Annotated in this window: 12 protein-coding genes; 5 read left to right on the top strand and 7 right to left on the bottom strand. The window is 63.1% G+C overall.

The window, feature by feature from the left end; translation table 11 throughout:
* Positions 1-42: 42 nt before the first annotated feature.
* The 5 genes from ABIB95_RS33715 to ABIB95_RS33695 all read right to left on the bottom strand — a co-directional run bounded on the left by ABIB95_RS33715 (position 43) and on the right by ABIB95_RS33695 (position 6,420).
* Positions 43-2,544 (bottom strand): two-component system VirA-like sensor kinase, encoded by a 2,502-nt coding sequence (locus ABIB95_RS33715; RefSeq protein WP_354245868.1) that lies wholly within the window; start codon positions 2,542-2,544, stop codon positions 43-45.
* Positions 2,541-3,449, bottom strand: a complete 909-nt coding sequence (locus tag ABIB95_RS33710; protein WP_354245865.1) for a cytochrome-c peroxidase — start codon at positions 3,447-3,449, stop codon at positions 2,541-2,543. The genes ABIB95_RS33715 and ABIB95_RS33710 overlap by 4 nt, the downstream gene beginning before the upstream one ends.
* Before the next feature lie 186 nt (positions 3,450-3,635).
* A complete protein-coding gene (locus tag ABIB95_RS33705; protein WP_354245862.1) occupies positions 3,636-4,271 on the bottom strand; it encodes a DUF1127 domain-containing protein in 636 nt (211 codons plus the stop codon).
* 107 nt (positions 4,272-4,378) lie between these two features.
* Entirely contained in the window at positions 4,379-5,104 is a 726-nt protein-coding gene (locus tag ABIB95_RS33700) for a response regulator (protein WP_014497160.1), read from the bottom strand.
* Between the two features lie 365 nt (positions 5,105-5,469).
* Positions 5,470-6,420, bottom strand: coding sequence for a c-type cytochrome (locus tag ABIB95_RS33695; protein WP_166350585.1), 951 nt, complete (start codon positions 6,418-6,420; stop codon positions 5,470-5,472).
* Between the two features lie 390 nt (positions 6,421-6,810).
* Between ABIB95_RS33695 and ABIB95_RS33690 the strand changes: the two genes are divergently transcribed.
* The 3 genes from ABIB95_RS33690 (at position 6,811) to ABIB95_RS33680 (ending at position 10,750) form a co-directional block, all read left to right on the top strand.
* On the top strand, positions 6,811-8,157 hold the full coding sequence (locus ABIB95_RS33690; RefSeq protein ID WP_354245860.1) for a nucleotide disphospho-sugar-binding domain-containing protein: 1,347 nt from the start codon (positions 6,811-6,813) through the stop codon (positions 8,155-8,157).
* An 84-nt stretch (positions 8,158-8,241) separates the two neighbouring features.
* Positions 8,242-9,492, top strand: coding sequence for a multidrug effflux MFS transporter (locus tag ABIB95_RS33685; RefSeq protein WP_354245857.1), 1,251 nt, complete (start codon positions 8,242-8,244; stop codon positions 9,490-9,492).
* Between the two features lie 235 nt (positions 9,493-9,727).
* Positions 9,728-10,750, top strand: coding sequence for an alpha/beta hydrolase (locus ABIB95_RS33680; RefSeq protein ID WP_354245854.1), 1,023 nt, complete (start codon positions 9,728-9,730; stop codon positions 10,748-10,750).
* A 47-nt stretch (positions 10,751-10,797) separates the two neighbouring features.
* Here ABIB95_RS33680 and ABIB95_RS33675 read toward each other — a convergent pair whose 3' ends face one another.
* Positions 10,798-11,196: a hypothetical protein gene (locus ABIB95_RS33675; protein ID WP_354245851.1), complete on the bottom strand. Its 399-nt coding sequence runs from the start codon at positions 11,194-11,196 to the stop codon at positions 10,798-10,800.
* 351 nt (positions 11,197-11,547) lie between these two features.
* On the opposite strand from ABIB95_RS33675, the gene ABIB95_RS33670 reads away from it, so the two are divergent.
* Both ABIB95_RS33670 and ABIB95_RS33665 read left to right on the top strand, forming a co-directional pair.
* A complete protein-coding gene (locus tag ABIB95_RS33670; protein ID WP_354245848.1) occupies positions 11,548-12,504 on the top strand; it encodes a hypothetical protein in 957 nt (318 codons plus the stop codon).
* Between the two features lie 382 nt (positions 12,505-12,886).
* On the top strand, positions 12,887-13,285 hold the full coding sequence (locus ABIB95_RS33665; RefSeq protein WP_354245845.1) for a hypothetical protein: 399 nt from the start codon (positions 12,887-12,889) through the stop codon (positions 13,283-13,285).
* A 63-nt stretch (positions 13,286-13,348) separates the two neighbouring features.
* On the opposite strand, the gene ABIB95_RS33660 is transcribed toward ABIB95_RS33665, so the two are convergent.
* Positions 13,349-14,023: a Crp/Fnr family transcriptional regulator gene (locus tag ABIB95_RS33660; protein ID WP_063984903.1), complete on the bottom strand. Its 675-nt coding sequence runs from the start codon at positions 14,021-14,023 to the stop codon at positions 13,349-13,351.
* Between the last annotated feature and the right edge of the window lie 241 nt (positions 14,024-14,264).

Genomic DNA, 14,264 nt, shown 5'->3' with positions numbered 1-14,264 from the left:
CTTTCTTCGCGCGCGCCGGTATCCGCTTCGCTCGAAAACGCTCTACCGCGCCACGGCGGCCCGTCTCACGCGTCGTCGCGCGGCCGACGAGGCGACGCTCCGCGCCAGGACGCCGGCGAGCTCCGCCGATATCAGCGGGTGATGAACGAGCTCGGTGATCCCTGACGTCTCCAGCGACGGCACCGCCAGCTCGCGCGTCGATGGGCTCGCCAGAATCATCGGCAAGGCCGGCGCCGCCGCGTGCAATGCCGCCGCCAGCTCGATCGAGGAGCCCCCGGGCATGTGACACACCAGCGCCGCATCGAAGCGCGTTTGCGCGGTGCGGCAGGCAGTGATCGCCTCCGCCAGCCTGGTGAACCCAACCGGCTCATAACCCAGCGCCGCGAGGATTTCCTCATGGCGCAACAGGCGACGGCGGTCGGTGTCGAGCACCAGCACCGTCTCGCCCGCGCCACGGAACGCAAGATCGGGGCTGTGCTGAACCGGCACCGCCTCGTCGGGATCGCCGGATGGCAGCCAGACGTCGAAGCGCGTGCCCGCATCCGGCTCGCTCTGCACGGCGACGGCGCCGCCATATTGCTCCGCGATCTCGCGAACGGTTGCGAGCCCGATGCCGTTGCCGTCCGGGCGCGTCGTGAAGAAGGGCTCGAAGATCCGCTCCAGCGTCGCCTCGTCCATTCCCGGCCCCGGATCGGTGACCGAAATCACGGTGAAGCGGCCGGGGCCGACCTCACTGCGTCCGATCGACAATGGCTGTTGAAGATCGCGCACCTTGATGCCGAGTTCGATGCAACCCGGCTCCGTCATCGCCTGAGCCGCATTGTTGCAAAGATTCAGGATCACCTGCTGCAACTGGGCGGGCTCGCCCATCACGGTGGCCTCTTCGGTCGACTCGTTCACCTCAAACTGGACGTGCGAAGGCAACGAAGCTGCCAGCAGCGATCTGGTCTCGTCGATCAGGGTCCTGACGCAGACACGCTCCCGCCTGCCCTCGCCGCGGCGGCCGAAGCCGAGAATCTGTTCGACCAGTTCGCGCGCCCGCTCCCCGGCACGGCGGATCTCCGCAAGGCTGCCGGCCGGCCGGCCTCCCGACCGGATTCGCGCCTCGGCGATCTCGGCATAGCCGAGAATCGCGCCGACGATATTGTTGAAGTTGTGGGCGATACCGCTGGCAAAGGTGCCGAGGGTTTCCATGCGGCGTGCCTGTTGCAGGCTCGCCTGCAAGCGCTCCTTCTCGCCTTCGAGCCGCACCCGGCGGATCGCGTTGCCGATGGCGTCGAACGCCATGCGAAACAACGAGACTTCGGACCAGTATGCGAGCGCCCCGGCCGGCACGGTATCGAAGCCGAGGATTTCATCGCGATGTCCCCGGACCGCCGTCACGCACAGCCAGCCGCCGACGCCGGCGTCCTCGAGCAGGTTCATCGTATCGTCGGGATGGGCGGCCTTGACCTTGGGAATATAAACGATACCGCCTTCGCCACTGTCGAAGCGTGGCGCGAGGCTCAGCGCGCGATCCGGCCAACCCGGCTCGAATGCGATCCCGTCGCGGGACCACCGATAGGTGCTTGTCGTCGTCCCGGTCGCGCCGACGAAATAGGCGCGATCCGCACCGATGCATCCGGCGAGCTGTTGCAGCGCGGTCTCGACGTCAGCGGTGATCCTCTCGCGGCTCGAATCGATGAACCGCATCGAGATGCCGGCCATGACGTGCTCGAACGCCGCACGGCGGCGCAGCGTGACCGCGCGCCGGTGCAATAGCAATCCGAAATAGACCACGCCGCAGAGCAGCAGCAGCGACGTCATGAACTGCAACAGGCGTACCCGGCGCGCCGACGCCCGCGAGGCGAGCTGACGCCTGGTGATCAATGCCAATACGGCATCCTGCTCGCGGTTGTTCGATTCGGCGACGAGCGTCTTCACGATCGTGTCGATGTCGGGCAGAAGGTCATGCAGCATCTCCCCGTGCATCAACAACGCGCGGACCGAATCCATGTCCTGCGGCGGCGTTTGCACGAGCGCCAGCTCTTCCAATCGACCCTGGACCTGACGCGCCACGACGTCCGACGTATCGAGCGTCAGGCGCAGCATCGCTGCCGCCAATGCGGAGGCGGCCGTGACCAGCGCCCGCTGATCCGACTCGGCCAGCTTGTCGCTGAACAGACCGAAATAGGCAAAGGAGTTCTGGAGCAGCGCGTTGCGGCTCTTGAACCGTTCGACCAGGTCCTCCTGCCGGAGGGCGCGTGCCGACAGCACATCGATGGCCCTGGTCTCTTCGGCATTGAGACCCGGCGTTTCGCGCAGCCGCGTCAGGGCGTCGTCATAGGCATCGGTCATCTGCACCAGCTTGTCATAGTTGCGCGACAGGCCGACGCGCGCGGTCAGCACTTCCCTGGTCATCGCGCGTTCGAACCGGGTGAAGTCGCCAAGCGCCTGGAGCTGACGGTCGTAACGCACCGAATTGAAGTTCAGCCCGTTCAACAACAGCCAGGTCAGCAGGGCCAGCACGCAGGTTACGCCGATCACGGCGGGGGCAAATTTCATGGGGAGCCTCCGACAGTCGCGCCGCGATAGGTGCCGGTCAGACTGTTCAGAAAGGCGACGAGCGCCTTGACCTGCTTCTCCGTCAACGTGGCGTTCAATTGGGCAAAGGCCATCTTGCGAACCGCGTCATCGAGCGTCGGCGCGCTGCCGTCATGGAAATACGGCGGCGTGGTCGCGACGTTGCGCAGGCTCGGCACGCGCAGAATTTTCGGCTCGGGCGATGCGAGCGGGTGGAATATGCCGTGGCGCTGGAACAGATTGCCGCCGACATTGACGCCCTGATGGCAGGACGCGCAGCCCAGCGATTTGAACAATTGGTAGCCGCCCAGCTCGTCCTCCGACAGCGCCGCGGCGTCACCCGCCAGCCAGCGATCGAACTTGCCGCCCGGCGTGACCAGCGTGCGCTGGAAGTTCGCGAGCGCGTCGACGACATCGCCGCGCTCCGGGCGGTGGCCGTAAGCCGCGAAGAAGCTCTCGCGCATGTCGGGATCGGCATTGAGCTTCTCTGCGATCTCGACCGAGCTGCTCGCCATGGTGCGCGGGCTTTCCAGCGACGCCCTGGTATCGGCTTCGATGTTGCGTAATTTTCCTTCCCAGCCGAAGCGAAAGCTGAGCGCCGCATTGAAGACGGTGAGCGTGTTGAGCGTGATCGCCGCCCCGTCGGGGCCGACATCGTGCTGCCTCGGGCTCGCGCCGTTCGTCGCGATATCGTGACACGATGCACAACTGCGTGAATTGTCGTGCGACAGCCTGCGATCGGAGAACAGTCGTTCGCCGAGCTTGACCTTCAGCGGGTCGATTACGGGCGGCGCCGGAATGGGCGTGATGGGCTCATCCTTGCGGACCGACACGAAGGCAGACGGCGACTGCGACGGTGCCGGAGAGACCTTCAGAGAGCACGGCACCAGTGCGCAAATCACGATCGCGCAACGTCGAAGGCCGGCACCTCGTCCGGCCCCGAGAAATCTGGCGAACTGCTGCACGCCCAGCAATGTGGGGGTGAAGCGAGAATTGTCGCGGCTGCTCAAGGAATTTTGATCGAAGCTGGATGATTTCGCGAAGGTGGCCGCCACATGCTCCGGGCGATGGTGTCAGCAATCACGGCAGTACCTCACCACCCGCTCGATGTCCGACCTGCCGGAAATCCCGAGGTCCCGCAAGGTCCGGTCATCGAACTCCATCAACGCAGCGACGGCCTTCCTGATCTCACGTTCCCGACGCCAGTACGCAGGCAGGTCCATCAGAGTCCCCAGGGTCGCGCCGAGCGACCCCAGCCGATTCCAGCTGCGCTCCAGTCGCGCATCGCGCGGCGCGGCGCGATCGAGCCTGACGATATTCCCATTATTGTCATTCCCATTGTTGTCGGCTCCATCGTTGCCGCTCTTCTCCGCGGGCTCGCGACCCGCCGAGGGCGATCGGCAATCTCTCGTGGCCTCCAGCATCGCCTGAACCGGCGCGGCTGCGGTCGGATGCAAGGCTGCACCGTAGAGGGCAAAGCCCTCCATCAGGGAGGCGAAGACCGCCCACCAGAATGTGGTGACGGGCTGATCCTGCCCGACAGGCGGTACGTCCGGCGGCGAAGCGATGTCCGGCGAGCGATGCCTCGCGGCAACCGCACCGAGACGGACCATGCCGCGACCGTCAGATCGTGCGACCCAGTTCGCCCTGTCGAGTTCCATGTGACCCGGCAAGGCAACGCGGCTCACACTGTGAGAATACTTCTCCATCGTAAATCTCCCACACGCTGTTGGTGGGAGGCAATCTGACGGCCCGCTGTTACGCCAAGGTCACCGCCGTCGGCAAATTGGCTACAATTGCAATCCGCCAATTGCTTCTAGAACGGATCGACCGGCACCGCGAAGACATAGCCGACGCCGCGCTCGGTCTGAATGACTCGCGGCGCGCTCGGATCGGTCTCCAGCTTGCGCCGCAGCCGCAGCACCTGGACGTCGATGCTGCGATCGAAGATATCCTCATGGATACGGGTCGCCTGCAGCAGATGCTCGCGGGTCAGGGGACGCTGCGGCGCCTCCAGAAAGGCCAGCAGCAGCGCATATTCTCCCTTGCTCAACGGCACCGGCGCTTCGTCGGGATCGGTCAGCTTTCGGCTGCGGCGTTCGAGCTTCCAGCCGCTGAAGCGATAGCCCCCGCGCTCGGGATCGCGGGCGCGCGCGGCCCGTCCCATCTCCTGCCGCCGCAACACCGCGCGGACGCGCGCCAGCAGCTCCCTCAGGGAGAACGGCTTGATGATGTAGTCGTCGGCGCCAAGCTCGAGCCCGACGATACGATCGATCTCGTCGGGACGATGGCCCGTCGTGATGATGACCGGCACGTCGGAATGCGACCGGATTTCCCTCAACAGGTCCAGACCGTCATCCTGACCAAGCCGAAGATCGAGGATGATCAGGCTCGGCTGGCTTCCATCGAGATAGTGGTTCAATTCCGATCTGTTGGAGGCCGCCCTTGTCGGGATATTGTGCTCCTCGAGATATTTGATCACCATTTGCCTTAACGTCGGATCGTCATCGACGACGACGATGTGGCCAATATCTGCAAGCATTCCATACTCTCAAAATTCGCCGTCCGCCGAGTGAGCTGTACTTAAGAATTGCGAACGTCAACGTCCGGCTGTGGTGAAATGATATTGATGTCGTCCGAATTGGAATCGCTCAAAATAGAATGGGATATCCGAGGCCATCGGCACACACTGAGTCTATCTATGGTGCCGTGATGACGTCGCAACAGGGTAATTCTGCGGCTAATTCCGCCGGATGTCGCATACGTGAATAATTGTGATCCCAACGCTTACTACTTTGGGGCGATAGGAAGCCTGCGGCCTGCGCTGTCGTTCAGCGACTGCGATGTGCTGCGCAGGCTGTTGCCCGCCCCGGCAGGGCGCGGGCGTTTGCGGGCTTCACGGAATCATCAGGAGCCCGGCAGAGCCAACAGGTACTGGTAGATCGCGGCGAGATCGTCGTCATCCATCCGCCCGATCGGCCGCCACGGCATCTGCTCGCCGAGCCGATGCCCGTTCGGATCAACGCCTGTGCGCATGGTGTCGACGAATTGCGCAAGGCTCCAGTTCTTGACGATACCGAGGTCCGGTCCGAGCGGCGGCAATTGTCCCGGCACGCCGCCGCCGAGATCCCTGCCGTGGCATTCGCGGCAATCCTGATAGGACAGCAGGTACTTGCCATAGAGCGCCGTCGGCGCCTTCGGCGGCGCGGTGATCACGCCGGTGAAGACGGGCTTCGCATCCGGCAACAGTCCGGCGCCCAGCATCACGATGCCCAGCAGGCTGAAACGATCTGGCGGATCCGGGGTCTGCGCACCGCTCGCGGGCAGGCTGCGGATGTAGGCGATCACGGCCTTGGTGTCGTCGTCACTGAGCCGGCCGGCATTGGTGAAGGACATGATCGCCAGCCAGCGCCCCCTCGCGTCGATCCCATTGCGAATGGCACGAAAGATCTCGCCATCGGACCAATTCTTCAAGACGCCGGCGGGCGTGAGATTGGCCGGCACGAACGAGCCGATGGGAATCGGGAGATCCTTGGCCACGTCGCCGCCGCCGGTCAGCGTCCCGGTCTGCGAGTGACATGCGGCGCAAAAGCCGTCGGCCACGGCCATGCCTCGGGCAATCTGATCCGGTGTCGCCTCGATCTTCACATCCGGGACCGGTGCGGAGCGGGCATGTTGCCGGACGATACCGACCGCGGTCAAAGCGGCGACGCCGAACACTGAGACGGCCAGCACGGCCGTCAGCACCATGCCGCTCCACTTCGCCAGAGCAGATTTCGTCCGGGAGGCGCGAACGCCCAGCCAGGCCAGAAACGCGATGAACGCAACCATCGCAATCAGGGCGACAATATTTTCCATGCCAGTCCTCAATGAATTGGGCGCGACCGATGCCGCGCGACATCCGGATCGTCAAAAATGAATTTCGGCCGACGCCAACGCGCCAATATCTGCGAAGGTGTGCCATGCGGAGGTCTGCCGGATTAACAGCGCGGTGTTTCCGTGCCGTTTCATCGCCCGCCGCTCGCGTTACAATTGTAATCCTGTGCCAGCATCATCGCTGCTGGCAGGATGTCACCGGTTTCGCACCGAACTTTTTTGCCCGGCCTTGGCAGCGCCACGATGCGTTGCCGCCGTAACCATTTTCGCTGGCGCCGGAAGTCTTGGCGTAACGGCGATCGCTTCAATTGCCTCTCACTCGACCGGACGCTCTGGGGCGACCGTGCATCGATCATCAAGAGGTCAACTCACATGAAGATTCTTATCGCTTCGACACCGGCGACGGGTCATCTCAATCCGATGCTGGCGATCACGCAAATCCTGCGTGGCGATGGCCACGAGATCGCTTTCCTGACGGGCACCGCCTTTCGTGCCCGCGTCGAAGCCAGCGGCGTCAAATTCTTTCCCCTTCCCGAGGACGCGGACTTTGATCCGAACGACGTCTTCTCGCGGTTCCCCGAACTCAAGACCATCCCGCCGGGATTGGAGTGGTTCCGTGTCGCTTGCGAGCGCATCTTCGTCGACGCCATTCCGGCCCAGCACCAGGGGCTGCTGCAAATCCTGCGGCAATTCCCCGCCGACATCATTGTCGCCGACGACATGCTGTTCGGTGTGCTGCCGATGCTGCTCGGACCGCGCTCGCAGCGGCCTCCCATCGCGCTCTGCGGGACCTCGTTTCTGCATTGGGCGCGCGAGGACGGCGGGCCCAATTTCCTCGGTCTGCCGCCGGCAAAGACCGACGAGGAGCGCGATCGCTATGCGGCAATGGCGCGGGAATTTGATGCGGCAGTCGATCAGCCGGTGTCACTGCGCCTGAACCGGGCGTTGAAGTCCCTCGGGGTCGGGCCGATCGCGATGCCGATGTTCCATTCCGTGGTCGCTCTCGGGGATGCCTATCTGCAATTGTCGGTGCCAAGCTTCGAATTTCCTCGCGAGATTCCGCCCTCAGTGCATTTCGTCGGCACCCCGCCGATCATCGCCAACCAGGTTCCGCCGCCGTCCTGGGCCGAAGAGCTCGACGGATCGCGCAAGATCGTTCTGGTGACGCAGGGAACGGTGGCCAATCACAATTTCAATCTGCTGGTTGCCCCGACGCTGGCGGCCCTCGCGGACGAGAAAGACATCCTGGTGATCGCGACGGCAGGCGGCCGCCCGGTCGACGCCATCCCCGGCAAGATCCCGTCGAACGCGCGCATCGCCAGCTATCTGCCGTTCGAATGGCTACTGCCGAACGTCGACGTGCTCGTCACCAACGGCGGCTATGGCAGCGTCAACCAGGCCATGAGCTTCGGCATCCCGCTGGTCACTGCGGGGCTGACCGAAGACAAGGCCGACGTCAACGCGCGGGTCGCATGGTCCGGGGTCGGCATCAACCTCGCGACCAACGAGCCGACACCGAAGGCATTGCGCGACGCGGTGCGGACGGTGCTCGATCAACCCCGCTTCCAGTCGCGTGCATCGCAGATCGCGGACGAATTCGCCGGGATCGACACGCGGGCCGAAGTCCTCCGGGTCATCGGCGGGCTCGTGGCCGACGAGAGCTCGCACACCGGCGCGATGGTGGCAAGCCGGGGGCGGCGCGCCGAACGGCGCGCGTAATCGCCGAACGCAGCGATGGAGGGCGGGCGACCGCGCCTCCATCGCCTCATGCACATCGATCAAGCCGGAACCGGAAATCCATCCATGCAAATCGACCCCGCATCCTTCGCCTTCACGCTGCTGCTCGGTTTTCTGGCGGCCGTGCCCTATTCCGGCATCGACATCAATCTGCCGGCGCTGGCAGCGACCGGCGCGACGCTCGACGCGAGCGCGTCGGATGTCGGGCTGACCATGAGCGCCTTCATGCTCAGCCTCGCCACCGCGCCGCTGATCTACGGACCTATCTCCGACCGCCTGGGCCGCAAGCCGATTCTGGCATTCGGCCTCTTACTGTTCATCGCCGCAAGCCTTGCCTGCGCGAAAGCGTCCTCGCTGCCGGTTCTGTTGCTGGGCCGCTTCGTCCAGGGCATCGGCGCCGCCGCCACCGCAACGACCTTTGCCATCATTCGCGATCTCTTCGACGGCAACGCCGCGCGAGGCAAGATCGCCAACGTCATGGTCACGGTCAATGTCGCGACCGTGATCGCACCGACGGCCGGCGCCGCCCTGCTGGCGATCGCCGGCTGGCGATCGATCTATGCCGCCCAGGCGGGGATCGGTCTCATGCTGCTGGTCGTGGTGATGTTTCGCTTCGCGGAGACTGCGACGACCGACCGCGCCGGCCGCCTGGGGCTTTCAGCTGTCATCGACAGCTACCGCCAGGTGCTGACGCATCCGGTGTCGTTGCCTTTCATCCTGGTCGGCGCCGCGGGCGGCGCGACCGTGTTTGCCTACGTCACCGGCGCCTCGCTGTTCTTCGTCGGCGCCATCGGACTGCGCCCCGAGCAATATGGGCTGATCTTCAGCGCATGCTCGGGGGCCGTCATGGTCGGCGCCTTTCTCGACGGCCAGCTCGGCCGGCGCGGCGTAGAGTCGGCGCGCATGCTCACAACCGGGCTGACGCTGTCGGCCGCCGCCAGCACCGCCCTGCTCGCGATGACATTGGCCGGCTGGATGCCCACGTCACTCGTGGTCGCGCTGCTGATGGCGGTCGCACTCGGCTTCGGGTTCAGCGTGCCGAACGTGATGAGCGCGACGATGCAGCGTCTCCCGGAGATCGCGGGCGCCGTCAGCGCTGCCGCCGGAAGCATTCAGCTGACCGCCGGCGCGATATCGAGCGGACTGGTCGCACTTCGCTTCGACGGGCGGACCGCGTTGTCGATGACCGCGGTGATGGCGGCAACGTCGCTGCTCGCTCTGGTTCTCTATCTGCTGGTCGCGCGCCCCGCCGAACGCCGCCTGCCGTCGCAGACGATCGATCCCGGCGTGGCGGTCCGCAGCCCCACGAAGTCCTGAGTTGGCCGAATCCAGCTGGCAGCCCGGCGCATCCGTCGGGTTGCGACCTGACTAGGCCAGTGAGGGATCGAACCTCCGAATGGAGGAACCAAGACCCGTTTGATTGTTCGACGATTTCAATCCGAATTTGGAACAAGCGGCGTGGCGCGCCCCGCCCTTATTCTCGCCGCCATCATCATTCAGGAACGCGCGCAGGGGGCGGGCTCCTCCAGGGGGCAGTTCCCAAAGGTTCTGCGTGATCATCCGACGTTTAGTGCAACACGAAGTGATTGCGTCCCGACGTGCGCTCCTTGGCGGGCTTGCGTCCTCGGCCTGCGTTGTCGCGCTGGGCGGATGCGCCAGCCTGGGTGCTACCGGCGCACGCTACGACGCTTCGTCGCTCTCGGTCGACCCTACGTTGCTCGTCGTAACGACGCGCAAGCCAGTGAACGGCGGCCGGTCGAAGCCGTGGTTCGGGCCGGAGCGGGCTTCTACGATGACCGTCGCACGAGCGAAGCTTGTAGCGCCTGGTGACAGCCGTTTCTCTCTGGCTGCAGCCGGACTTGACGATTGGCGTCTTGATGGGGTTGAGCCGGTATCGGGCGATGTCGGCAGTCTTGTCGCGCAGACCGGCGGCGGACCAGATGTTCTCATCTACGTGCACGGTTTCAAGCAGACGTTCGAGACAGCGGCGCTCGATGCCGCGCATCTCTCCGATGGCATCAGGTTCCGCGGCCAGACGATGGTATTCTCCTGGCCCTCGAAGGCAGGACTGTTCGACTACGCCTATGACCGCGACAGCGCAATGTGGTCCCGCGATGGCTTCGAACGCGTGCTGCAATCCGTCGTGACGAGTTCAAGCGCCGGCCGCGTCCACATCGTCGCGCACAGTATGGGAACCATGCTGACGCTCGAAAGCCTGCGCCAGCTCTATGCGCGATCCGGTGACGCCGTTGCGGGCAAGATCGGGGCCGTGGTGTTCGCCGCGCCGGACATCGACATGGACGTATTCTCGTCGTCGATCAACCGCATCGGTCCGCTTTCGCGCAAGATCACCGTCATCGCCGCAACGAACGACCGCGCGCTGGCGTTGTCGGGGCAAATCGCTGGTGGGATGACACGGGTCGGCGCTGCCGAGAAGACCACCATCGAAGGGCTCGGGGTGCGCGTGGTCGATGCTTCCGAGGCAGGCTGGGGCGTTATCAACCACGACCTGTTCCTGTCGAATGCGGAGGTGCGCCAGGTGATACGCCGCTCGATTGATACCGTGGCCGCGTGAATCCGGCGTGGCGGAAACAATATCGCTGCTGCAGAGGGATCTTGGGGCTAGCTCTGACAGCTCGTTGACAGGTTCAATGCCTTGAACAGGCCATCGAAGACACCTGACCGGCAGGGCTTGACCTCCGCGACTGGCTTGGCGCGCTTGGCATTCGCAAATGCCTTGGACGTTTCCTGCACGGGCCGAGGTCTGGGCAGCATGACCGCGAATTTTCTCCCGCTTGCGGTGCGCTGGTGTGGCGCGATGATCTTCAAAGGCTCTGGCGCAACATTCGCCGTTTGATCCGGCGGAGGCATCGGTTCGCTCAGGGAGACCGGCTGCGGAGGCGCTTCAAATTGCATGTGCATGTGCGGGGTCCCGAGCCGGTCTGCCGTCGTCAGCGTATCGGCTGAGACGCGTAACCCGACGGTCGCCTGAACAGGCGGCGCGTTCACGGGCTTGGTCATGCGCGGCGCCGTCTCAAGCTCCATCACCGCGAGTGTACTGAGGCCAACGAGGATGAGAGCCGCTTTCATCTGATTTCACGCTTCCCGAACGAAACGCCTCGTTCAAAGCCTGCCGAAAAATAAGCTCCCGAAAATCGGAGACCAATTGCAGACATCCAATAAGGCGGCTTGGCGGCAGAACTAAACCAGCCGGCGCGGCGACCGGACAAGATCAGAGACAGGGTTAACGCGGGTCATGCGAACTGGTCCCTTATCCGGAGTGCTCGCTGTCGCCTAACGACCGGCACCTGAGGCCCCCCTCGAGCGCGCAATGTGCTAGTCTGAGCTGGCACTCAGCCCGGACGGTGCACCGTGACCGATGGTCGTCACCCGGCATGGACCGAGGAAAGCCGCTTTCGCGGTGCGCTCGACGATGTGATTATCATCCCACTTGTTGTTGTTGCGCTCGCCACGAACAAGATCCTGCGTTTCGTTCTTGCGATCTTGATGCGGATGCTCGACTACGCCTTCCCTTTTGCGATGCAGATTGTCTGGCTGCCGCTGTTCGCGGCCAGACTTGTCGGCGATATCATCGTAACTGTCATCAATGGCGCGGTGCGCTTGCTTCCCCTGTCCGCGTCGAAGCGTCGACAGTGGGGTAGATCGATTCGCCGAAACTGGTGGTGGTTCCGGCGGAAGATCAGCTATCGGGCGTTCGAACACGCTGTGCATGATGCCTTTGAAGGCGGCATGGCATGGGTGTTCAGAACATGCCGGCATCTCACGCCGAATGCCGCATTGCTCGTGATCCTGTGCGCGGTCCTTTGGCTGCCGATCTCTTTCGGTGCGGCAACGGCGATGCACGCGATATTGTTTGCCAAAGTCACATCCTGGCCAGCCTGGATGCAACTCCTGCATCCGCTCGCAACGGTCATCGCGAAGAGCAAGCTTCTGGTGCTACCGGTCTATCCGGCAGCCTGGCCGCAAGCCAGAAAACATCCACTCGTTCAGCTCGTCTTCAAGGCCTACGACATCATCAAGCGCGTGCATATGATCAGAAAATTCGGCCTTCGCTATCGGCAGGCAGAGATCGCCGGGACCGCGGCGGTTGAGAGGCTCGAGCGCATTGCCGGCCTCACGTCGGCGGTGAGGTGGTTGCGCGAGGCGCATGTCGCAGAACATCTCGGCGTCGAGAAGCCCACTCAGGAATTGCGTTCGTTCTTCGCGCGATGGTCCATCAAATTCTCAGCCGAATATTACGAAGCGAAGGAACGGCAAGCATCAGGCGGCCCATCATCAAACAGCAGCAAGCCGCGAACGCCGAGTTGATCATCAATCGCCAACGGCCCCACCGTGCCGCCGTCGCTGCCCGATCTCTCTTCAACGGGCAGCGGACTGCGCCATTTCCAAATGGAGCAAGGACAGCTTGTCTTACCATCCGGCAGCGAATCCCACTGGTCGATAGATCAGAAGCTTGGGTGCGAACCAGCGCCGGGACGCGATTACGGTGTTTCTGTCTGTCAGCATCATTGCCGCGCCTGAGGGATTTGTCGGACGCTGCCGGGCGCGTGCTCCTCGCCGCCAATTGCTGCCGACTCCATCGCTCGCAACTACGATGTCGTCGAAGATGGCAGTTAATTGTTTCTGACTACAATCCGCTACAGCAGCTCTTTTGCCGCGCGGCACGATTGGACGCACGGCAAAGCGATCCGTGCGCTCCTTTGGCAATCTTATTTATGCCGAGGGCTCGCTGTTCATCGCTTCGATCCCCACATTCAAGTCCACCTTGGTCAACCGTCGAGATTGGCCGGAGTGCGCGGAGACTTCCAACGAAAGGGCTCTGCATATGTCCAAATCTCAGCAGCATCGCGCAAGAGCGACCGCGTCCGGCGAGCTCGTTAAGGATTCGGCCAGCGCTGAGGAAAGCTGTAAATTCAACACCTGGCGGGCCGGCTTCGTCTTTTTGACGGATCACAGGCGCAACAATGAAATCGGTCGCAACAAGCTGCCTTTGAAAAAGGACACGCCTGGCGATGCGAGATCGAGCGCAACCGCTCTGTCACGATGGGAGAACGAGGGAGGCTCGGTCCGCGACGAACTGCCGCCCTGATCCGCTATTCGAGTGGGCTAATGTCCCGCGTTTGGCCCGGCGCTCGGTTTGGCCGCGCGGCGGTCAGTTCTTCCGGTCTATCTCGGGTTTGTCGCGCAGAACCGCGTTCAGAAGCGAGCTATGGACCTCGATCTTTCCATTGTAGCTGATGAAGCCAAGCTTCCGGAACTTGTTCATGAAGAAGCTGACCCGTGATCGGGTCGTACCGATCATTTCGGCCAGCGTTTCCTGGCTGATATTGACGCCAATGGGCTGCGAGCTGGCTTCCTTGCCGAAGTTCGCCAGCAGAAGCAGCAGGCGCGCCAAGCGTTTCTCGCTCGAATTGAAGAGTTGGTCGATCAGGTCTTCTTCAATCCGGCTATTGCGCGCGAGCAAATACGCCATGAACAATTGAGAGAACTTCGGCTTGCCTTCGAGCGCTGTAGTCATCGCCGTCTTCGATATTCTCGTGATGACACAGGACTCCATTGCCGTAGTCGTGGCAAGACGCAATGGATGACCATTGAGGCAGCCCTCGCCAAAGAATTGTCCGGGCTCCAAAATCCCAACGACGGCTTCCTTGCCTTGGTCCGAAACGACCGTGAGCTTGATCTTTCCCTCTTGAATGTAGAATACCGCGTCCGCGGCATCTCCCTGCACGAACACGCTCCGACCTTTGCCAACTTTCGAGATCGATTTCCCGGCCCCGACCTTGGCAAGGAATGCTCTGGGATCAAAGTCCTTCGCCGCTTTCACCAAGGCAGGACTCTCGTTCGCTGGACCATTAACACGCAATCATACTACCACAATTGAAAGGATGTTCACCCGTTGGAAGGCCGCGTGGCGTGCGGCAAATCGGGAACTGAAATGACGAGGGGAAGCGCTCGGCTCGACCTGGGCTTCAGGGATTTCGTCCCATCGAGTTCTCCGTTCAAAGTAGATACGACGAATTTGATGCTTGACCATCTGGCGACGACTGCCTGGTCTGCTTTGCAGGAGC

The organism is Bradyrhizobium sp. LA2.1 (assembly GCF_040547725.1).
Classification (GTDB): Bacteria; Pseudomonadota; Alphaproteobacteria; order Rhizobiales; family Xanthobacteraceae; genus Bradyrhizobium; species Bradyrhizobium barranii.
Note: the sequence above shows the minus strand (reverse complement) of the source record. Positions and strands in the feature narration are given on the sequence as shown.